The organism is Deltaproteobacteria bacterium, from assembly GCA_017302835.1.
In the GTDB taxonomy this organism is placed as follows: domain Bacteria; phylum Bdellovibrionota; class Bdellovibrionia; order Bdellovibrionales; family Bdellovibrionaceae; genus UBA2316.
Genome location: JAFLCC010000004.1, coordinates 304,928 through 326,023, shown reverse-complemented (window position 1 = coordinate 326,023; position 21,096 = coordinate 304,928). Strand labels below are relative to the sequence as shown.

At 38.4% G+C, this 21,096-nt stretch carries 18 protein-coding genes; 8 read left to right on the top strand and 10 right to left on the bottom strand.

The genetic code is table 11. The annotated features are described in order from the left end of the window. The first annotated feature begins 384 nt into the window (after positions 1-384). A complete protein-coding gene (locus tag J0M15_06640; GenBank protein ID MBN8536712.1) occupies positions 385-3,138 on the top strand; it encodes a hypothetical protein in 2,754 nt (917 codons plus the stop codon). 38 nt (positions 3,139-3,176) lie between these two features. On the opposite strand, the gene J0M15_06635 is transcribed toward J0M15_06640, so the two are convergent. Next, positions 3,177-3,560: a hypothetical protein gene (locus J0M15_06635; protein ID MBN8536711.1), complete on the bottom strand. Its 384-nt coding sequence runs from the start codon at positions 3,558-3,560 to the stop codon at positions 3,177-3,179. A gap of 452 nt (positions 3,561-4,012) precedes the next feature. On the opposite strand from J0M15_06635, the gene J0M15_06630 reads away from it, so the two are divergent. From J0M15_06630 to J0M15_06620, 3 genes are all read left to right on the top strand, one after another. After that, positions 4,013-4,657 (top strand): HD domain-containing protein, encoded by a 645-nt coding sequence (locus tag J0M15_06630; GenBank protein MBN8536710.1) that lies wholly within the window; start codon positions 4,013-4,015, stop codon positions 4,655-4,657. Between the two features lie 103 nt (positions 4,658-4,760). Beyond that, the gene (locus tag J0M15_06625; protein MBN8536709.1) at positions 4,761-5,627 is read left to right on the top strand and encodes a hypothetical protein; all 867 of its coding nucleotides are present in this window, start codon (positions 4,761-4,763) and stop codon (positions 5,625-5,627) included. Positions 5,628-5,818: 191 nt separating this feature from the next. Further along, a complete protein-coding gene (locus J0M15_06620; protein ID MBN8536708.1) occupies positions 5,819-6,589 on the top strand; it encodes an SDR family NAD(P)-dependent oxidoreductase in 771 nt (256 codons plus the stop codon). 71 nt (positions 6,590-6,660) lie between these two features. On the opposite strand, the gene J0M15_06615 is transcribed toward J0M15_06620, so the two are convergent. Beyond that, positions 6,661-7,689, bottom strand: a complete 1,029-nt coding sequence (locus J0M15_06615) for a hypothetical protein (GenBank protein MBN8536707.1) — start codon at positions 7,687-7,689, stop codon at positions 6,661-6,663. Positions 7,690-8,229: 540 nt separating this feature from the next. On the opposite strand from J0M15_06615, the gene J0M15_06610 reads away from it, so the two are divergent. Then, positions 8,230-9,411, top strand: a complete 1,182-nt coding sequence (locus J0M15_06610) for an ATP-binding protein (GenBank protein ID MBN8536706.1) — start codon at positions 8,230-8,232, stop codon at positions 9,409-9,411. A gap of 50 nt (positions 9,412-9,461) precedes the next feature. Here the strand turns inward: J0M15_06610 and J0M15_06605 are convergent, their stop codons facing one another. The 7 genes from J0M15_06605 to J0M15_06575 all read right to left on the bottom strand — a co-directional run bounded on the left by J0M15_06605 (position 9,462) and on the right by J0M15_06575 (position 17,105). After that, positions 9,462-10,142 carry a sulfite exporter TauE/SafE family protein gene (locus J0M15_06605; GenBank protein MBN8536705.1) on the bottom strand — a complete coding sequence of 227 codons (681 nt, stop codon included), beginning with the start codon at positions 10,140-10,142 and terminating at the stop codon, positions 9,462-9,464. Next, a complete protein-coding gene (gene ccoG, locus J0M15_06600; GenBank protein ID MBN8536704.1) occupies positions 10,142-11,623 on the bottom strand; it encodes a cytochrome c oxidase accessory protein CcoG in 1,482 nt (493 codons plus the stop codon). The genes J0M15_06605 and ccoG overlap by 1 nt, the downstream gene beginning before the upstream one ends. Further along, entirely contained in the window at positions 11,616-12,185 is a 570-nt protein-coding gene (locus tag J0M15_06595) for a c-type cytochrome (GenBank protein MBN8536703.1), read from the bottom strand. Before J0M15_06595 ends, ccoG begins: the two co-directional genes overlap by 8 nt. Then, on the bottom strand, positions 12,182-12,352 hold the full coding sequence (locus J0M15_06590; protein MBN8536702.1) for a CcoQ/FixQ family Cbb3-type cytochrome c oxidase assembly chaperone: 171 nt from the start codon (positions 12,350-12,352) through the stop codon (positions 12,182-12,184). The genes J0M15_06595 and J0M15_06590 overlap by 4 nt, the downstream gene beginning before the upstream one ends. After that, positions 12,324-14,471 (bottom strand): cytochrome-c oxidase, cbb3-type subunit I, encoded by a 2,148-nt coding sequence (gene ccoN / locus J0M15_06585; GenBank protein MBN8536701.1) that lies wholly within the window; start codon positions 14,469-14,471, stop codon positions 12,324-12,326. Before ccoN ends, J0M15_06590 begins: the two co-directional genes overlap by 29 nt. A gap of 151 nt (positions 14,472-14,622) precedes the next feature. Further along, on the bottom strand, positions 14,623-14,766 hold the full coding sequence (ccoS, locus tag J0M15_06580; GenBank protein ID MBN8536700.1) for a cbb3-type cytochrome oxidase assembly protein CcoS: 144 nt from the start codon (positions 14,764-14,766) through the stop codon (positions 14,623-14,625). Next, complete coding sequence (locus J0M15_06575) at positions 14,763-17,105, bottom strand: heavy metal translocating P-type ATPase (protein ID MBN8536699.1); 2,343 nt, start codon at positions 17,103-17,105, stop codon at positions 14,763-14,765. Before J0M15_06575 ends, ccoS begins: the two co-directional genes overlap by 4 nt. A gap of 245 nt (positions 17,106-17,350) precedes the next feature. On the opposite strand from J0M15_06575, the gene J0M15_06570 reads away from it, so the two are divergent. Beyond that, positions 17,351-17,869: a hypothetical protein gene (locus J0M15_06570; protein MBN8536698.1), complete on the top strand. Its 519-nt coding sequence runs from the start codon at positions 17,351-17,353 to the stop codon at positions 17,867-17,869. An 18-nt stretch (positions 17,870-17,887) separates the two neighbouring features. Here J0M15_06570 and J0M15_06565 read toward each other — a convergent pair whose 3' ends face one another. Further along, complete coding sequence (locus J0M15_06565; protein MBN8536697.1) at positions 17,888-18,457, bottom strand: NifU family protein; 570 nt, start codon at positions 18,455-18,457, stop codon at positions 17,888-17,890. A gap of 191 nt (positions 18,458-18,648) precedes the next feature. On the opposite strand from J0M15_06565, the gene J0M15_06560 reads away from it, so the two are divergent. Next, entirely contained in the window at positions 18,649-19,500 is an 852-nt protein-coding gene (locus J0M15_06560; protein ID MBN8536696.1) for a class I fructose-bisphosphate aldolase, read from the top strand. A 61-nt stretch (positions 19,501-19,561) separates the two neighbouring features. Next, a complete protein-coding gene (gene lysS, locus J0M15_06555; protein MBN8536695.1) occupies positions 19,562-21,094 on the top strand; it encodes a lysine--tRNA ligase in 1,533 nt (510 codons plus the stop codon). Positions 21,095-21,096 lie beyond the last annotated feature (2 nt).

Below are 21,096 nucleotides of genomic sequence, written 5' to 3'. Positions count from 1 at the left end.
TGTTTATACTTTGGAATTAAATTGAAATCTGGACCTGTTAAAACTTAAAGTCTTACTTTAAGTAAAAGTTGAAATTATCTAAACCTAGTTTTCCACATATTTCCCACTAATTTTAGAAAGTTCCCAAATAAAATCTTTCTATTTGAATCATTCTGAATTGAATTCAAGACTTCGAATCATTTGGAATCGCCAATGCATTTGATGTTTGTTCAAACTTATACTGACAGGACCTGGTGCTAGAATTATCAAAGATCTCAACTTGATATGATCCCCTACTAAGATACTATCAGAAATAGACAGTTTTTAGTCCTGAACAACAATCTCACAGGCGAAAAAATTGTTGATATTGACCGCACTCTAATTTATGCGACAATTATTAGAGTTATGCAAAAAACCCTGATTTTCACTTCAATGCTGGCTTTGATCCTACTAAGTAGCTTGGACGCAATGGCTGGCTTGATGTCCAATTTTTCGGCGACCTTTTATAATGCTACTTCTTTTGATAGTTGTAAAGATGTTGAGGACAGCGATCTAGAGGTCCTTCAAAAGAGCTTTAATGACCCGACTTGTGCGCACCGTAAGTATACAGTTGGTGAAATGAAGCAAAGCTCAAATGCTATAGCTGAGGCGGCGCTGTTTCAGGACCTCGCTAAAGCGAATTTTGAAGAAGCAAGCTGCGCGATTGAAAATGCAAATGTGGTTTCTGGTAATCAAAAACTACAAGAAGCTATTGCTGGAGAGATTCATAAAACATTGCCCTTGATAACCGAAAACTTGAAAGAGGCAGATAAGTATTATCGTGAATATCAACAAATTATGGGCAAGAATAACTCTATTTCAGCTCTCTGTAGGAGCCAAAAGGGTGAAGAAGCAATAAAGTGCCAAGAAGGTCTTAAACCAGCAAAAATTGATGAAAAATCTCTTTATGACAAATGGATTGAGCACACAGCCAATGCCGAAAAGATGATTTTGAGCTTGTGGAACGGGAACAGCAAAATTATGAAAGAACTCATCCTTGAACTGGCAAAGAAAGAGCCCCCTCCAACCCAGAAAGAAATTAAAGACCGTTTCTCTTATACTTTGCCTTGGGTTAGTCATGGGTTAAAAGAAACAAAAAGTTCTCTTCTGAACCAATCAGAGGAACGATCCAAAAATGTTTCCCGGTCTGAGGGCTATCAAACAGAACGGGTTTTCAAGGACGATCTCACGGATAAGGCAAAAACTGAATTGCTTCAACTTGCGATTTCAAATGGATATTTTGACAAAGATTTTGGAGAAGCAGAAAAACCCATGTTCAAGTTGCTTTGTCAGGTCGAGGCTAGATTTACCAAAGGACCCGACAGAGTCAGTGCTGCTTTCGATTTGGCAACTTTTGCTTTCGGTGGCGCGTATGTTGCCGCAGCAAAGTATGCAAATAAAGTGCGTTTATTGAGGCTGGCTTCAGCGCGGTCAGCATCTACCGTCAAAAACTTCCTAGCAAAAAACTCTAAACTCAAAAATGCTTCTGATCAATTGGTTCGTGCGATTAAGGCAGCCCCTATAGCTGTTGAATACACGGCTTTTTTGACTGCCTTCACCACAAACTGCCTTCAAAAGGGAATTAAATTTGAGCCTCAAAATATTTGTCCCTTTTGGTCTGAGGATATCCAAAAGGCAGAGAAAAATCGAATCGAGCTCAACGACTGCATCCTACAATCTGCTCTATTGGCCGCAGGTGCCACTGGTCTGACCCATGCCGCACTTTCTGCCTCTGCAGGCCCAAAGACAGCTAAGAATTTGCCTCCCACTCGTAGCACCCAAGTCGATTCAGCACAGGCTTCTGTTAGCAAAATGGACGAAACTTCCGAAACCGCAAGAAGTGTGGCCCAACCCATTCCATCCGCTGTAAAGGATAATAATGCAGAAACGGCCGTCGCAAAAACTGCTGAGAACTTGCCCGGCAAAAGGATGGACCCCTCAAGAGAACAGCGCCGTCAAGAGGTCAAGGAAAGATTAAATACAGCGAAACAAACAGTAGTGAACCAACAGCCACCAAAAAATTTGACACCATCAGAGCAGCATGCCCTTAATGCTCGCATGCGGGGCGAACGAACTGGTTTGGTATTACAGCAAGATGTGAAAAGGCTTAAGGATATTGGCTTTGCAGAGTCTGATATCGCAGAAATTGATGCAAAAAAGGCTTGGAAACTAGTTGATTGGAATAAACTAATTTTCCGCCGGCTGGGTCCTGAAGGAAGAAAGCAAAAAGGCGAGCTTGTAGACATTGAGATTCCCAATTCGAATGAAAAACCCTTTAAGGTTGTTGCCTACATTAAAGAACGATATTTGGGTGAAAATTATATGCCTACTTACAAGGTTTTCTACAAAGATCCAGTTACAGGAAAAACAGTAGAAGGGAATTTTCCGGTGACAAAAGCCATTGCTGAAAAATTGGCCGATACCGAATCCAAGAACCCTGATAAATTCCTTGAGTTCCTAGCAAGCAAGGCAGGCGAAAACAGCGAAATCAAAAACTCTGTCTTGGCTGAAAAGTTCACCCAGAAAGCAATATATGAAAAGCGAGCGGCCGAGCAAGCGGCGCGCTCTTCTTCTGCTAATAATACATCCCGGATTGAACCGACGGAGCCACCGGTCCACCCCGGAGGTCAGAACCAAGACAGCCTGACCATCGATTACAATAATTATATTCCTTACGGTATGACCGACGATGATCTCGCAAAACCAGTTCTACCTGTGGGAGGGATTGCTTCTCAAGCTCCGAAGGAAACTCCACGTGCGCCTACTAATACCGCACGAGCTAGTGATTCACCATACAGGCAGTACGAAAGAGGCATACAAGGTGGAACTCGAACATCAGGAAAAATGCCCCATTTTCCTGAAGGTTCTACAATTGAATTAACGTTAGATAATGGTACTGGGCGTATTCTTCGACGAACAGCTACAATTAATGGAGTAACGCGCAAAGGGAATTCATATCAATATGAAATTCTACATTTTAATGAGTACGATCAATCAGTGGAAGTTCTCACATACACCGCTGAAGAGCTCGCAAGAATGAGAGCCGTAATGAAACAGGGTCAAAGAAATACTCCGGCTCCAAAACCAACTACCAATAGACCTTCGACGTTCGACTTGTGAAACCTGTTTGCAATTTCAACCTCTTGCAAAATCGGCTTTTAGTAACAGTTGTTAAAAAACCAGTTTTCTCCGGTCTTTCTTCCATCATAGGTTTTAAAAAGCTTAAGCCCATTTCCTTCAGGATACGCATCAAATCCTGGTTCAAATCTGCCACCAATGAAGAAAGTTTTTTTATTTAAATTAAATCGTCCCTTCATTGTGCAAGATGAACCATCACAATCCAATTTAAGGCTTGAAATCATATTGCCTAAATGATTAAGAAGATCAGACCCAGAAACTTGAGCTTTTCCATTATAATAATCTGACGGATTTGTAACAACCAGCTTGATAACTCCATTGGCATCATTAGTATAACAAGTCAGTTCACTTGCCATTGTATTAAGACTCACAAAAAAAATCAATGTTAACAAAAAATATTTCATATTTTATTACTCCTTATATTATTCCAAAAAGTTGGTTTAACTCTTGCGAAAGTATTGGTATCAAATTCTTGATACCTCAACCTGAAAGAGCTGTTTTAATAAAAATGAGACAACATATCTGGTAGAGTTTTAAAAGCCTCTGCAAGGAAAGTATAAAAATTACAGCCTTTTTAACCCCCTATATGATGTGGACAGATTCAGTGCGAACATCTATATAGGAAGAAAGGGTTAGAAAAGATGCCCACTGCGGCTCCCAAAAGAGTAGATTCCACCTCTATAAGATGAGTGATCTGCTGTAGATAGAGTTTGATTTGCTGGTACTAATTTTAGAAAGTTCCCAAATAAAATCTTTCTATTAATGTAAGGTCGATTAACCACAAAAACTGACGAGATGATTGACCCAGTGTGGAGTGATATGATACGGGATTTGATGAAGGATAGTGGGTCACAAAATGGAAAAAAGTAATTTTATTGAATGGGAAAATATTTTTGAAGCGAAAATTTCAGGAGTGGCAACGTCTGATGATCCAGCTCATGATTTGTTGCATTTTAAAAGAGTAGTTTCATTGTCTAAAAAACTATGTGAACTAGAAAACGGAAGACTTGAAATAATTATTCCGGCAGCGTGGCTTCATGATTTTGTTATTGTGCCAAAAGATAGTCCTCTTCGAAGTAAAGCTTCACGTTTGTCAGCAGAAGGTGCCATTGAGTTTTTGAAATCCATTAATTATCCGCACCTATACCATTCTGAAATTGCCCATGCAATTGAAGGTCATAGTTTTAGTGCAAATATCGAAGTTAAATCTTTGGAAGCCCAAATTATACAAGATGCCGATCGTTTGGATGGGCTTGGAGCCATAGGAATTGCTCGTTGTTTTGCAACAGCAGGACTTCTGAAACGACCTTTTTATTCAACTCTTGATCCATTTTGTGAAGAAAGAGAACCTGATGACTCTATTTTCACAATCGATCATTTTTATAAGAAGCTTTTCAAAACCGCCTCAACTTTAAAAACTAAATCTGGTCAAACCGAGGGAATAAGAAGAGTTGAAGTAATGAAAAAATATTTAAATGAATTTTCAATGGAAATTTCTTAATGAGTAACGTTCCAAATCAGTTTGCATTTTACCTAACTTCTAATATCGTGCTTTGAGTATTATCTTCTTTGGTTAATTTGATTATCTCGCACGGAGGGATTTAATGGGAAAAAGTGGTATTGTAATTTTATTCATTTTAGGATTTGTAATTTGCACCCACGCGGGAAACCGTTTTTTTCTATCAGCCTCGGATTCAAACCCTATTTGTAAAGAAGTAAAGTCCTCAGTTTTATGGAAGTATTGCTTTTCTGTTGGCGTGGGAAAAAGTGTCCGTAAGTTAATTTTGCAATTTCATGGAGGCGGAGAAAGTGAAAAGACTTGGTTCGAATCCACGGGGCTGGGTGAGCAAGTTCGTCAATCATGGAGAAACTCGGGGATCCAGGCACCTAGTATTGTCAGCGTATCCTTTGGGCCGATGTGGCTGCTGAGCAAACGATCGTTGCTTCCTCAAAGTGGCCTTTATGAGGTCTTTGTGAATGAAATCTTCCCATACATCGAAAAGCAATTGATGAATGGTCGTATCGATGAACGTATTCTCATTGGGCATTCGATGGGTGGATTCAATGCAGGCACACTTGGATTACAAAATGCACCTTTCTTTTCCAAAATTGCTCTTCTCTGTCCAGCCCTCGGAAATGAGGGCAGTGATATCGATAGCTATATCAAAAAAACGGGTGCTTGGCTTCCCTATGCGCGGTATTTGTTTAAAATACGTGATCAGTATTTTTTATCATCGACATTAGAGACTGAAGTATCTCCACTGACTTTAATTCGAAGAATTTCGCCAGGAAAAAATGGGCCTAAATTTTTTCTGTCCTGCGGAGACAAAGATCAATATGGTTTCTATTTTGGTGCGAATACCTTCATCAAATTGTCCAAAATGAAAGGTTTCCAGGTTCTTTGGAAGCCAGTTGCGAATGGTCAACACTGTTCAGTCGATACAGACGCCCTTGCGAAGTTTTTGCAGTAGCGTGAAATCTGTTTTCGAGGACGGCATAGGTATCATCCTTTATTAACATGGTGATTGATTAAAGAGATTACATCTAGAATTTTGAATCAAGGACAAGAATTTGAAACCCTAAGTAAAACATGGACAAGACTAATGGCAGAGCTTACTCTCTAAATTGAAAATTATTTTTGTATCATTTAAGGAGCTTTCAGATGGTAAAAACAGCATTGGTGACAGGTGGTAGTGAAGGAATTGGAAAAGCATTTGCGGTGCGATTAGCACGAGAGGGATTTCTTGTCACTGTCGTTGCAAGAAATGAAACAAAGCTGAAAGAACTGACTTCGCAATTAGGAGCCTCTCACAGTTATCAAGTCGCTGATTTATCTAGTCTTGAAGGGCAAAGTAAAATTCAAAAAATCATTGAAGATGGAAAATTTAATTTATTGATTAACAATGCTGGTGTTGGAACCGTGGGTGGATTCACCGAGATCTCTTTTGAGAAGCAAATGCAAATGTTTCACTTAAATTGTGAGGCAGTGGTTCGCCTTTCCTACGCTTTTCTAAAAAATGCAACGAGTGGTGATTCTTTAATAAATGTTTCATCAGCTCTGGCTTTTATGCCAACGCCATCGATGGCCCTCTACTGTGCAACGAAAGCATTTGTGTCCTCGTTGTCAGATTCGCTTTGGTATGAGCAACAGAAACGTGGAGTTTACGTTATGGGACTGTGTCCTGGAATAACCGATACAAATTTTCAAGTTGCCGCAGGTGGAAAAAAAGAAGATTTACCCAAAGGCTTATCGCAAAGCCCTGAACATGTCGTTGATGTGGCACTTAAGGCTCTGGACGAACGACAAAAACCAACGGTACTTACAGGGATTAAGAATGTAGTTTTTGCTAGTTTGTCGAGGGTCTTATCCCGAAAAGGTGTTGTCAAGATGACAGGTGGAATGATGCCAGCCAGTTCCCAACCTAATCATTAAATCAAAATCTAAAAATAGTTTATAAATGAGTTAATTTTTACTATACTTCGGGCAGCCCCGGGCAAAGTCTCTCATTTTAGTATAAATCCGTCGCGTGTAACTCGAGACAATGTGGTAGCCTCAACTTCGTAAGTCATTTGATCATGAAACTCTTCTGGAGAGCAGACGATATTTGGGTTCTTCTTCATAAGTTCGCAACCAAGTCCTCCATTAGCTGAGTCCCTAACTTTTATGAAGCACTTTCCGCCTTCAGATCTAGAACCTACTATATTAACTACATGGTCCCCATTTAGGCGCGCACTTAATCGCTGTATCCAATTTCGGTTATCATAAGGTATTTTGAATAGTTCGCCTGTGCCAATACCAATGACAGGAGACTGATTTAAAGTGAGACTATGGATAATTCGATTCATACTATTTTCTCGCAAAGAATCATCATTTACTGGAAATGGAAGTGATTCGTGTTGAATGGAAATTTTAACTTTTCTAGTGCAGCCGTATGTCGAGAGGGCAGATAGAAAATCAAAAAAAGATTTATCAATGGTAAACTTGAGGACTTGCGCAATGTCCCTCATGTTTTTAATATTTCGGAACATTGGACTACTTACAGGAATATCAGAATTGCAATTTTCTTTTATAAAGTCTGGATTCGCTTTTGCAAATTCAAAAATAGACTCTAATTTAGTGGTCTCATACTTAAACTGATTTCCGGTAAAATAGTTTTTAATCTCTTGTTCAGAAAGCTTACCTAAAAAAAAATTGTCAGGAAAAATTGGAGCCATATTATAATTTTCTTCAGTGCATAGACCTTCGCTTGTGTTCACTGCTTCAATGACTTCGTTGAAGTTACAGTATTCAAGTTGTTTCGTTTTGCTTGCTAATTTAGTTGCTATGTCTATCCCAGAGATGTTCTCGCCAGATTTCAAAGAAAGAGCATCTACAGCTGCAAATGAACAGCACCACTGCATATTTGATTGAAAAAAATTTTTGCGTTTCGATATCGGAACTTCCTTGGTTAAGTCGGTATTAGGACAGACTTCTGAAGCTAAGTTACTTATTGGAAAAAAAAATAGAAAAAAACAGAAAAACCTCATTTCCATGATTATACCTTTTTACTAGGTACAAGAAACTGGCTGAAAGGTCTGATTTTGGACTTGTCTTGACGATCGTCTGTAGGGCCACCTGCAAATACTGAATTTCGGTAACTTTTGAATATATAACGTTTTTTAACTATTTTAAAAGGTCTCGTTTTTCAGATAAATTCTTTATATATTTATCTGAATAATGAAGAAAAATATAATATCAAGTAACATCTCACAAAAACTAGAAAAATTGGGTTTAACCTTGGCGCTTAACCACACAAAAGATCAGATCAAAATTGGAACTATAATTTCCAATCCGTAACAAATCCTGAGTCCTTTGACTGCCTCTCTTCATCTAGAGGAATTATCCTTAGAGATTCAGGCAATGTACTTTGAAAGTCACTAAATTTCAAAAGAATCAACGACCAATGTTGCCCATTCTCTATAAATGGAGACAGAGTTGTAATTTTTTACCTTTCATAGGCATTAATAGTGGACATAACTCCATAAATAGCAGAAAATAATGGAGTTACATCCACTAGTTTGAAAGGTAAAGAAATGTATAAAAGATTACTATCACCATCAAATAAAAATAGTTTCTTTATTTTTGGAGCCAGGGGTACAGGAAAATCGACTTATTTAAAAAAGCAGTTTAAAATGAAGAATCCTTGGGTGTTAAACTTATTGGATCCAGAGATTGAGGATTATTATGCTAAAACTCCAAAAAGAATTGAACAAGAGTATATTTCACTTAAAAAGAAACCAGACTGGATAGTTATTGATGAAATTCAAAAAGTCCCAAGGCTATTGGATATGGTTCATCTGATGATAGAAAGTAAAAATGTTAAATTTATTTTAACAGGGTCGAGTGCAAGAAAACTAAAGCGGGGTAGTTCTAATTTACTTGCAGGACGTGCCTTTGTGCATGAAATGTATCCGCTTTCTCCACTCGAGTTGGCTGATGAGTTTAATTTGATTAAATTTTTACATTGGGGTGGTTTGCCTAAAATATATTCATTATATAATGATTTTGATAAAAGAAAATATTTACAAAGTTACGTCTTAACTTATTTGAATGAAGAAATTAGGTTGGAGCAAATTATAAGAAAACTAGATCCGTTTAGATCTTTTTTAGAAGTTGCTGCCCAATGTTCTGGAAAGATTATTAACCATAAAAAAATAAGCCAGGAAATTGGCGTGGATATAAAAACGGTTCAGTCCTATTTTCATGTACTCGAAGATACATTGATAGGTTTTTATTTGCCTTCATTTCATGAGTCCGTAAGAAAAAGTCAAAAACAGAACCCTAAATTTTATTTTTTTGATACAGGTGTAAAGAAATGCCTTGAAGGTTCCTTAGAGCAAATTCCAGTGTTAGGAACATCTGTATTTGGAGAGTTATTTGAAACAATGTTGATTTTAGAAATTAGAAAATTAAATAGTTATTATGAGCAAAGTTATAAGCTATCTTTTTTTAAGACAAAATACGATGTGGAGATAGACCTTATACTTACTAAAAACAGACAAAATATTTTAATTGAAATTAAATCATCTGATAGTATAAACGATAATGAAATAAATAAAATAGGGAAGATAACTGAAGATTTTCCCAATGTGAAAAAAATATTTATGTTAAGCCGTCATCCAAAAAAATTAAGTATTGGTAACGTACAATGTATTCCATGGTTAGAATTTTTGAGAAATTTTAAAAAGTACACGTCTTTTTCCAAAAATCTTTAAACCAAATTGTATAACTCATTTTGTTGCAGGCTCTTAAATTGAAAGTACCTTTAAATTTTAAATAACTCATCGGCGTAATGAAAGCCAAATACAAAGTGGGAGATCAGGGAGTATAACCCGGCAAGGAGTAAAATAATGCCAGCGAGTTTTCTTTTTTTTTCATTTGAAAGCAGGATGTTTCTTTGGACCAATAAGGAGACGGCGCTTAAAGCAGGGATGCTACCCAGAGTGAAAAGGAATAGAATCAAAGCCCCAGCGTAGGGGCTTTTGCTGGCGACGGCAGCCAGGAGAAAAGTATAGAGCCAGCCGCAGGGGAAAAAGCCGGTAAAAAACCCAAGCCAATAGCCAGAAGTTAAGTTTAATTGTTTTTGTAACTGAAAAATAAATGTCATGGTTTTATGAAATTTTATTTTTGAAAGGACATCTTGGTTCCGTAAAGAAAGAAATCCCATAGCGATCAGAGTGATGGATAAAAAAATAATACTCAAATTTTGTATCCATTTAAATTGGGAACCAAGGAAGAAGCTTCCCATCCAGCCAGATAAGGCTCCGAGAGTGACGTAGGAAGTGATTCTTCCTAAATGATAGCCTGTTAATTGTTTCTTATTGGCTGCGATGCTGGCAATGGGTGAGCACATTCCCACGCAGTGCCAGCTTCCTAAAAAGCTGGTTGTTAAAATCATCAGCGTCAGGGCTGAAAAAGATAGCTGATGGAGTTTCTCTGCCTCCATCAGTCTGATCCAGCGAGCGGGCCGATAAGACTAAATTCTTTAGATTGTGGGTGAAGTGATTGGAGATGGATCTGAGGGGGACCCTCCGAAGACAAAGTCGAAGTGGGAACAGTTGAATCTTCGACAAAGTGTAGCTTTAACTTCATTTCGCCTTTATTTGTAAGAATTTCTTTTTTAAAAATCATAAAAAAATGAATTGTTTTGTCGGTTCCGGCGCTCACATCAATAGGATTTTGAGGCATCTTTAATTCAATATTTAAGTGTTTAAACTCTTCAGGAAAGGAAACATTAAATTTTTTATTCTCAAAACTTTGGTTTTTTATATGTAACTTAAAGTGATTCATGACGACATCCGTACCATCATTATTTTTTCTTATCTGATAGGGCATGTCTTTGGCTCTTAATAATTCGACATGAACATCAGATCGGTTAAACAGAAGAGTGAAAAAAACCACGCTGCTGATAACCAAAATCGATAAATAAAGGAGGGAACGTAACGATGTTAATCTATTTTGTTTTCCTGAAATCGTGTTGTATTTGATAAGCCCCTTAGGTTTGTTGACCTTGACCATGATATCGTCACAGGCATCGATGCAGGCGGTGCAAGCAATGCATTCCATCTGTAAACCTTTGCGGATATCAATCCCCGTAGGGCAGACTTGAACACAGCGTTGGCACGAGACACAATCTCCTTTTTTTTCACCCGAAGCTGAAGGCAAGCCTTTTCTCGGTTCACCCCGTTTTTCGTCATAGAGGACAGCAAGAGAGCCTTGGTCCATTAACACGCTTTGAAATCGACCATAGGGACACATGATGATGCAAAATTGTTCTCTGAACCATCCAAAATCAAAAAGCAAAACCAAGGTGATAAAGGAAATAATCAAAAAAGTTGTCCAATGGGCATTCAAATCTCCAGAGTAGATCCATTTGGTTAACTCGAGAGAACCAACAAAATAAGCGGTAAAGGAATGGGCAATCAAAGAGGAAACGACAAAAAATAAAAACCATTTGGAAATTTTTTTAACAAATTTCTCAAAATTTAATTCCTGTTTTTCAAGGGCCCTTCGTTTCAAGTAGGGACCTTCTATTATTTTTTCAATACGTCGATAGATAAAATCGATAAACACCGTTTGTGGACAAGCCCAGCCACACCAAACACGACCCCAAATGGAGGTGACAAAGCCCAGCCCAATCGTAAAAAAAGCAAGAATAAAAAAAATCATTGGGGCATCATGGGCCCAAAAGGTCAGGCCAAAAAGGGCAAACTTTCTATTTGGTAGGTCTAAGAGGATCGTTTGTACCCCATTGATTTTTGTCCAAGGAAGGACCAGAAAAAACAGGATCAAGGCGGCATAAAAATAATCTCTTTTATTTCTCCAAAACCCTGTGACCTCAGCGGGAATAATATTTTTTTTATGACCATGCTCATCGAGCATGGTCAGTCGTTCTGGGTCTAGACCTAAATTGGTTTCCTCACTCAACCGGATCTCCTTGTGGAGGCATTTGATTTGGAGGATTTGATCCTTTTTTAGAATGAATAAAGCTAGCGACGGCGATAAGTTCATCGGTTTTCAAAATACCTTCCCAGGGAGGCATTCCTTTGTCAGCAACTCCTGTCTTAATGGTGACAAGCATATCACTGATTTTACCCTTACCGTGGATCCAGAACTTGTCAGTTAAATTGGGACCAACAAGACCTTGAAGTTCATTTCCATGACAAGAAGCACATTTTCCAGTGTATATTTCCGCTCCTAAGGCAAGGACCTTTGGGTCTTGAGCCTTCTGGAGAAGACTTTCTTCAGATTCCTGAGTTTCTGCGACCTTGGCTGGTTTGGCAGCTTGAATTTCTTGCATGGCCACTTCAAGTTCTTTGGCAAGCGTGGGACCTCCGCCAAATTCATAATGAAGGACATAGAGAAAGGCAAAAATGATGGTGGCATAAAAAGTAAAAAGCCACCAGCCTGGAAGAGGATTATCGAATTCTTTAATCCCATCATATTCGTGTCCTTTGATGAGAAGATCTTTTTCTTCAACTTGACTCATATTTTATCTCCGTCGTTAAAAGGTAATTCTGATATATTTTGATAATAATTTTTAGAATTTTTTCGATAGGTCCAAAGTAGGACCATCACGAACACCGAAAAAAATAAAGCAAACCCAACCAAGGCTAATTGCACATCATTAAAGTGAGTTAGCCACTGACTTATCATTTGACTCTCCTTTTTGGATGGTTTTTTGTCCTAAACATTGCAGGTAGGCAATCAAAGCAATGATTTCTTTTCTTTCAAGTCCCTCTTGCACTATTCCCTGGGATTTTAAACCAGCAACGATTTCCTTAGCTTGTTTTTCTGCCATGAGATCAGCATTGGCTAAGGTGTTATCGTCATAGGGAACTCCCAGAGCCTTCATTACCGCCACTTTTTTTCGTAGTATAACGAAATCAGTCGAGTTATCAGCTAACCAAGGGTAGCTAGGCATAATCGATTTTGGAGTGACGGCACGTGGGTCAATCATGTGTCGGTAGTGCCATAAATCAGGAAACTTCTTCCCTTCTCTGGCTAGATCTGGTCCGGTTCGTTTCGATCCCCATTGAAAAGGATGATCATACATGGATTCCTCTAGGGTTGAAGCTTTTCCATAGCGAAGTACATCTCCTGGTAATTGACGGATCATCTGCGAGTGACAGACGTAGCAACCTTCAGCAATGTAAATATCTCGGCCTGCTAATTCAAGTGGAGTGTAAGGCTCGATGGTTTTTTCTGTCTTAATGTATTTAGCTAGATTCAAAGTGGGATAGATTTCAATAACAGATCCAACTAAAACGGCAATCAAAGAGAGCGCAGCGAAAACGGTGACTAAGCCTTCAAGCTTGCGGTGACCTTTTTCTTCTTTTTCATCAGGATTTAGTTGGGCCACCGGAACTTGAACCTCGGTATCTTGATGGCCAGCCGGAGCCTTTTGAATCGTCTTGATCACATTGTAAATCATAATGAAGAAACCAACTAAAAATAACAATCCGCCCAGAGCGCGTACCCAATAGAGTGGGACAATTCGAATAACTGTTTCTACAAAATCTGGGTAAACTAAATTGCCTTGGGGATCAATGGCTCTCCACATCAGTCCCTGGGTGATTCCCGAAGCCCACATCGAGATGTAGTACAAGAGGATACCTAAAGTAGCTACCCAGAAATGGGTGTTCGCTAGTGATTTAGAGTAAATCTCGGTTCTCCATAATTTGGGAATAAGATAGTAGGCCATCCCAAAGGCCAAGAATCCATTCCAGCCAAGGGCGCCGCCATGGACGTGCCCAATAATCCAATCGGTATAGTGAGCTAAGTGATTCACTGATTTGATTGAAAGCAAAGGACCTTCGAAGGTGGACATACCGTAAAAGGTGACTGCCGTTACTAAAAATTTAACAATGGGTTCGGTTCGAATAAGATGCCAAACACCTCGAAGAGTTAATAATCCATTGATCATTCCTCCCCAGCTTGGAGCCCACAGCATCACTGAAAAAACCACTCCCAAGGTTTGCGCCCAGTCAGGCATGGCCGTGTTGAGTAAATGGTGAGGGCCAGCCCAGATATACAAAAATATCAAAGCCCAAAAGTGAACGATCGATAAACGGTAAGAGTAGATGGGACGATTAACCGCCTTAGGAATAAAGTAATACATTAATCCGAGAAAAGGTGTGGTTAAGAAAAAAGCCACGGCATTATGTCCATACCACCATTGCACCATCGCATCTTGAATGCCGGCCCAAACAGGGTAAGATTTCATAAAGCTGACAGGATATTCAATCGAGTTAACGATATGAAGCATGGCCACAGTTAAAATGGTTGCCATATAAAACCAGATAGCGACATAAATATGTTTTTCTTTTCTTTTGGCTAGAGTGCCAAAGAAATTAACGGCAAAAACAACCCAAATAACCGCGATTGAAATATCGATGGGCCATTCTAACTCGGCATATTCCTTTCCTTGCGAGTAACCTAGGGGGAGGGTGATGGCAGCGGAAAGAATGATAGCTTGCCAACCCCAAAAATGGATCCAGCTCAAGGTATCATTAAAAAGTCGTGTTTTACAAAGTCTCTGGGTTGAATAATAAATTCCAGCAAACACGGCATTGCCAGCAAAGGCAAAAATAGCAGCGTTGGTATGTAAAGGTCGAATTCGACCAAAACTGAGCCATTCTAAATTAAAGTTAAATGGCCAGTAAGCTAACTGGAGTGCTGCAAGCAATCCTACGAGGAAAGCAATCCCCGCAAAAGCGAGCATGGCGAGGATAAAGGCTTTGACGATTTTGTCGTCATAGGTCACTTTTTCCATTTTAAGTGATTTCTGATTTTCCACTGGGTTCCCTTTCTTTTTCTTCTTCTTTATTGTTTTTTTAAAATCAAATTAAATAAAACCAAACTAAACTAAACTAAACTAGATTGAACTAGTTTATGAAAAAATATAAATCTAAAAAATCTAAAAATCATTCTTCATCATCTTTTAGCATCCTCATTGCTGGGGTTTCTAAATCATCAAATTGCCCCCTCGAGGTAGCCCAAACAAAAGCAAAAACAAATCCGGCAGCAAAGATAAGAGCCATCGGTATAGTTAAAATGAGAATATTCATTTCCTGACTCCCCAAAGTGTTGATCCCAAAATAACAGCACTACTCAGAGGCATTAAAATGGCCGCCATCAGCGGATTAATAAATCCAAACAATGCCAACACTCCGCCTGTAAAATTATAAATCAAAGCAAAGAATAAATTACGTTTCAAAGTATCTTGAGATTTTTTTGAAAGATCAATCAGAAAGAGTAAAGATTTTAAACCAGGTTGGGTAAAGTATACATCACAAGAGGATAAACTCAATGAAACAGATCCTTTCACGGCAATGCTAACAAGGGAGGCCTTCATGGCCAGGGCGTCATTGGCACCGTCGCCAATCATACAAACATTTTCAAACTCTCTAATTTTACTTTCTTTTTCCTGGGGAGAAAGTTCGGAAAAAACAAGAAGAGGATCTATTTTTGTTTCATTGGCGATGCTTTGAACAATATATTTTCGATCTCCTGATAAGATGCCCATCTTATATTTTTTTGAATGCAATTCTTGAATAACTTTAGAAGTGTCAGGATGAAGTTCATCACAAAAATAAAAGTAACCAAGAGCCTGATTATTTTTTTTCAGAGTCACTCCCAACAGACCGCTATCGCTTCTTCTTTGATCGGCTTCAAGGGTGTATTCGTTTTCATTGAGGCGGCCAAAAACGCCGAAACCTAACTTTTCTTCGAGAGAATCCAAAGAAGTTGGCGTGACTTCTTTCCAGGCATTTCTGAATGAAAAGGCGATAGGGTGGGTGGAGTTTCCCTCAAGTCCCAAAATCAGACTTTTGATTTCATCTGAAATTTCATTTGGGAAATGCTGAACCAGGTTGAGTCTCCCAGAGGTTAAAGTGCCTGTCTTATCAAAGAAAATGATTTTCATTTTTAAAATCTTTTCAAAAACGTTTCCGTTTTTAATTAAAACGCCATGATTTCTCGCTCTTCTTAAAGCCATGGCATAAGCTAAGGGAGTTCCAAAGGCAAGCGCGCAGGGACAGGCCAGCACAATCAAAGCTAGAGATCGGTTCAAGGCCGTTTGATAGTTGAAAAGAGCTCCGTAAAATATGAAAAATAATATGGCAATAGAAAAGACAATGACGATTAGCCATTGGGCTAACTTGTCAGATAGGGTAATAAACTTTGTTTTTTGTAAAGACTCTCTTTCAAGTTGAGTCATGATCTGACCTATCTCTGTGTCAGAGTTAATTTTTTCAACGATCATTTCCAGAGGTTTGTTCAAGACCCTGGTCCCAGCAAAAACTTTCATGCCTTGGGTGTAGGACTGAGGCAGAGATTCTCCATTTAATAGGGAAACATCCAAATCCGCTGAAATCGAAGAAAGACATCCATCTGCAGGCACAATTTGGTTGGGCTTGATGAGAAGATGGTCACCTGGGTTTATTTTATGAGATGGTTTCGTGGAGATTTTATTTTCAGCAGACTCTTTTTCGTTAGGTCTATAAGAGATTTCTTGAATGGGAAGAAATTGACTTAATGAACTTTCAGAGAGGGACTTTTGTTGGACCCTCTTGACTAAAAACCGAGTTGAAAGAATTAAAAAAATAAAACTCGCTGTAGAATCAAAGTAAATTTCTCCCTGCCCGCGGACTAAATTGAGAGTTGAAAAAATAAAACCAGCCAATAAAGCCATTGTGATAGGTAAGTCTACGTTGATGACTTTGTATTTGATGGAATTAAGAGCCCCCTTATAAAAGGGAGTTGCGGAATAAAATAATATCGGCAAAAAAAGCAATAAACTGAGCCAGTTAAAAACAGTGGCATAAGTTCCGGTAAGACCGGCATAGACTGGGACAACAAAAAGCATGATATTCCCTGTACAAGCTCCAGCCACAGCGATTCTTTTTATAAACTTTCGATTTTCATTTTTAAAACGATCCACAATATTTTCTTTAGGAGAAAGTGGCCAGCCCTTGTATCCAAACTCGTTGAGAATTGCCATGACCTGACTTATGGAGAGTTGTTTGGTGCCTTTGATGACAAGAGTAGAGAGCCCAAAATTTATCTCAGCGGAACCGACTTCAGCATAAAACTCAGGAAGTTTTTCAATTAAATGGACACAGGAAGAACACTGCAGGCCTTCGACAAAAAAAGTAAATTCATTGGTTGTTTCAAGGACATTTCCAGAAACCAGGGATGGAGATTCGTAATAGGACTTAAAATCAGGATGGTCCATATATGAGTACTGAGCCCGATAAGCCTCAAATTGATTTTCATTTTGAGGGTGCCAATCATGAAGTTGAATCCGGTGTAAAATTTCGCAAGCTGAACAGCAAAAATCCTTATTTTCTTGGGTAAAGGACCCGCAATGGAGACAAAGACAAGGATTTAAAATCAGGTTGTTCATCGATGTCGAAATAGTAAGTGAATCTTTCTGGCAAAAATATGATTTTGATCATGATTTTAAGAGCGTGTTTGAAGACTTTTTAAACATGCTCTTGATTCTTTCTAGATGAAGGTGGGAAAAAAAGATAGTTACCTATTTACTCTAGTTTTACAGAAAATATGATGATAGATTGTAGAAACATGAATTTATATTTCCTCCTTTTTTCTTATCTTTTTCTATCCTACTTCCGGGTGAGTGCAGAGCCAATGAATCTGCAAAAAAAACTGAACCCTAGCTTAATTCAACAGGGATTTTATAGTAGTGTCTCCTACTCGCTTATTTCACCTTCCTTTGAGGTTGACGTGCTGAAGTCACAGAACCAAGAGAGCCTGGGGTTGACAGTTACCGGTGGGTATTTGTACGCCCCTCAAGAGGGGTGGGGGGTGGCAACGGGAGTAGGGGTTTTTCAAAACTCTAAAACAGAAAAATCTTTACCTGATTTCCTGGCCTTTAGACCCTTTACGCAAGTTATTTTCGGTTTAAATTCTCAGTTTTTTGTGTCCGCAGGAATTTTTATGCTTAAATGGCAAGATGAGAAATATCAAAACTTTATTTCCTATGTCGGCAGCGAATACCAAGTAGGGTACAAAGTGAACAGCAGACTCAATCTTAAATTTGGATTTTCTTTTATTAGAATATTTGGCGAGTTTATTGAGAACGAAAAGTTGAAGCCAAGTTTTGTTTCCATTAAGGGAATTGAATCCCAATTCCTTTACTTATTTTGATATTTATTTTGTTGCCAACTATAAAGCGACAACTTCATTTACTTCCGGGACAAGTTGTTTAATTCTAACCTCAATGCCTTCTTTAAGTGTGGCTGAAGAACTGGGGCAACCAGCACAAGCGCCTTTCATGTGGATATAAACAGTTTGATTTTTGAAGCTATGAAAAACAATTTCACCCCCATCAAGAGCGACGACAGGTTGAATTTCATTAATAATAATAGTTTTTATTTTTTTGGACAGAGGATCAAGATCAGCGTCTAAACTGGGTGTGTTTTTCGAAACGTCATGGATGATTTTTTCATTTTTATCCAGATGTTCTTGGATCAAGCCAGCTAAAGGCTCTACCAGGATATTCCAGTCAACCCAATCCTGTTTGGTGATGCTCATAAAATTTTTTCCAAGATAAACTTTTGCGGTCCATGGGAAACCAAAAATTTTAGTTGCCAACGGAGAAACTTCTGCTTCCTGGGGAGTATTGAACTCAGCGGTTTTTTCCACCAGGTCTTGATGAAAAAGGAATTTAAAGGTCGATGGGTTGGGGGTACTTTCATAGCTAATTTTAACTTTAAATGGGTTATCGAGATTCATAAATTCCTTTCGCTTGGGCGGGCACGGTTCGTTGCGGAACATACATTTATTTATTAACTATAGCAAGCGTGTTATGAAGCTAAAATCTTGATTAAAAAGGAGATAATGAATAGCTTCGTCTTTACAAAAGTTTTTATAAAAACCTTTACAAAAAGTTTTACAAAATTTTTTACCATAAATAGGAGAATTGATTGACCCCAAGGGTTCGTGAAATTTTAAATTGGTATGGATCTGAAAATCCAGGTGTTTTAAATCATTTGGCAAGAATAATGAACTCGGGTCAATTGAAAGGGTCAGGCAAGATAGTTATTTTGCAAGCTGACCAGGGATTAGAAACGGGTGTGGCAAACAGTTTCGCCAAGAACCCTGATTCCTATGATCCGTGCTATCATATAGAGCTGGCTATTGAAGCTAAGTGCAACGCTTTTATGGCTCCTCTTGGGGCTTTGGAATCTGGCGCTCGTGACTATGCAGGCGAAATACCTTTCATTTTAAAATTAAGTCACTTCCAGACGATGAATTCCGAGATCGAAAATGCTCTTCGTCTTGGCTGTTCTGGCCTGGGTTTATCCAGAGTAAGTGGATGGAACAACCAAGTAATGAACCTGATGAGTGAGGCGAAAAAAGCAGGTCTGGTGATTCTTATGGATATTCAGCCTGATGAACCTCTGGATCTCATGACCAATGCAGCTCATATGGCTGCACAGTTAGGGGTCCATATAGTGAATGTAGGCATTCCAACGGATGAGTTAGCCTTAGATAAGAACCAACTTATTTACAAAACTCATGGAATTAAAATTTCGAAATTAGCAGACCGTTCTCGGCATTTAATTCAATCCTGTTTTAGTGGCAAGAGAATCCTTCTTTTTTCAGGAGACGAATTTAAACCTCCCGAGGTTTTATTATCCGAAGTTTCGCAGACGGTTCAAGGGGGTGCCTTTGGTGGTGTTATGGGTCGAAATGCTTTTCAGAGGTCTAAAAAAGAAGCGATTCAGTTACTGCAAAATGTAATGGATGGTTACGCTGGTAGAAATTTAATTTAAGTGCCTTAGTTTTTTGAAAAATGAAATGTAAATAGATTATTTTAAATGGAGTGATATTTAAATGACAAATGAAAATAAAGAAGTAAATAAAGAAGTAAATAAAGAAGTAAATAAAGAAGTAAATCGAGAAAAAGAGAATCCGCTAAAAGAGGAAAAAAGAAGAAAATTATTAAATCTTAGAGAAAAAGGTATTAATCCTTTTCCTTATTCTTTTGATAGAAACGCGACGTTGGATTTATTAAGTAAAAATTATAGTTATTTAGTTTCAGGCGAGAAAAAAGAAGAAACTCAATATGCTGTAGCTGGAAGATTGATGACCCTTAGATCCATGGGCAAAGCGGTTTTCTTTAATATACAGGATCAAACAGGATCGTTTCAAGTCTACTTGAAACCAGAGATTTTAAATGCCGAACAGAAGGTCATGTTTGATTTGATTGATTTAGGCGATATCGTGGGTGTTAAGGGCTTTGTGTTTAGAACTCAGAAAGGTGAACTGTCTTTGCATGCCAGCGAATTTATTATTTTAACTAAAACGTTAGAACCCTTACCAGAAAAATTTCATGGAATTCAAGACGTTGAAATTAAATACCGCCATCGACATTTGGATTTAATTTCTGATCTCGACTCAAGGAAAGTGTTTCAAACCAGATCTAAAATTATAACCGAGATACGAAATTTTTTAACAAGCAAAGGATTTCTCGAAGTGGAAACGCCGGTGCTGCAACCGATTTATGGTGGGGCTAGTGCTCATCCATTTTCGACTCATCATCGTGCTTTAGATATGAAATTGTTTATGAAAATTTCCCCTGAGTTGTATTTGAAAAGATTGATCGTAGGTGGTTTTGAAAAAGTTTTTGAAATAGGAAAAAATTTCAGAAATGAAGGTATTGATAGATCTCATAATCCTGAATTTACGATGCTAGAATGGTATGAAGCGTATACTGATTACAACTACCAACTAAAACAATTTGAAGAATTAGTAGCAGACCTTTGTATGAAAATTAAAGGAACTACTAAAATTATTTATCAAGGTAAAGAAATTGATTTTACTCCACCTTGGAGAAGACTCACCGTGTATGATGGAGTCAAAGAGTATGCAGGAATTGATCCCGTTGAGATAAACCCGGCTGAATTATTTCAAGTTTTGAAGAAAAAAGGTTCTAAACTGATGAATGCCGTTTCTAAAGGTGAAATGATCATGGAGCTTTTTGAATTGACGGTGGAAGAGCATTTGTGGCAACCCACTTTTGTTATGGATCACCCAGTGGAAATTTCTCCTTTAACCAAAATTCATAGATCAAATCCTTTGCTTGTTGAAAGATTTGAACCCTTTGCTGCCTGTATGGAAATTGGCAATTCTTATTCCGAGCTGAATGACCCTATTGAACAACGAAATCGACTTAAGGAGCAGGAAGCTAAAAGAATTCAAGACGAGGAAGCCCATCCTATGGACGAAGATTTTCTTCATGCGATTGAAACGGGGATGCCACCAACGGGAGGAGTGGGGCTCGGGATTGAAAGGGTCGTCATGATCTTAACGGATAGACCCAGCATCAGAGATATTATTCTTTTCCCAACAATGAAATTTAAATAGCC

Bases quoted from the DNA above. Each gene is read 5' to 3' on its own strand.
- J0M15_06640 (MBN8536712.1), top strand. From the start codon at position 385: ATGCAAAAAACCCTGATTTTCACTTCAATGCTGGCTTTGATCCTACTA.
- J0M15_06635 (MBN8536711.1), bottom strand. From the start codon at position 3,560: ATGAAATATTTTTTGTTAACATTGATTTTTTTTGTGAGTCTTAATACA.
- J0M15_06630 (MBN8536710.1), top strand. From the start codon at position 4,013: ATGGAAAAAAGTAATTTTATTGAATGGGAAAATATTTTTGAAGCGAAA.
- J0M15_06625 (MBN8536709.1), top strand. From the start codon at position 4,761: ATGGGAAAAAGTGGTATTGTAATTTTATTCATTTTAGGATTTGTAATT.
- J0M15_06620 (MBN8536708.1), top strand. From the start codon at position 5,819: ATGGTAAAAACAGCATTGGTGACAGGTGGTAGTGAAGGAATTGGAAAA.
- J0M15_06615 (MBN8536707.1), bottom strand. From the start codon at position 7,689: ATGGAAATGAGGTTTTTCTGTTTTTTTCTATTTTTTTTTCCAATAAGT.
- J0M15_06610 (MBN8536706.1), top strand. From the start codon at position 8,230: ATGTATAAAAGATTACTATCACCATCAAATAAAAATAGTTTCTTTATT.
- J0M15_06605 (MBN8536705.1), bottom strand. From the start codon at position 10,142: ATGGAGGCAGAGAAACTCCATCAGCTATCTTTTTCAGCCCTGACGCTG.
- J0M15_06595 (MBN8536703.1), bottom strand. From the start codon at position 12,185: ATGAGTCAAGTTGAAGAAAAAGATCTTCTCATCAAAGGACACGAATAT.
- J0M15_06590 (MBN8536702.1), bottom strand. From the start codon at position 12,352: ATGATAAGTCAGTGGCTAACTCACTTTAATGATGTGCAATTAGCCTTG.
- ccoN (MBN8536701.1), bottom strand. From the start codon at position 14,471: ATGGAAAAAGTGACCTATGACGACAAAATCGTCAAAGCCTTTATCCTC.
- ccoS (MBN8536700.1), bottom strand. From the start codon at position 14,766: ATGAATATTCTCATTTTAACTATACCGATGGCTCTTATCTTTGCTGCC.
- J0M15_06575 (MBN8536699.1), bottom strand. From the start codon at position 17,105: ATGAACAACCTGATTTTAAATCCTTGTCTTTGTCTCCATTGCGGGTCC.
- J0M15_06570 (MBN8536698.1), top strand. From the start codon at position 17,351: ATGAATCTGCAAAAAAAACTGAACCCTAGCTTAATTCAACAGGGATTT.
- J0M15_06565 (MBN8536697.1), bottom strand. From the start codon at position 18,457: ATGAATCTCGATAACCCATTTAAAGTTAAAATTAGCTATGAAAGTACC.
- lysS (MBN8536695.1), top strand. From the start codon at position 19,562: ATGACAAATGAAAATAAAGAAGTAAATAAAGAAGTAAATAAAGAAGTA.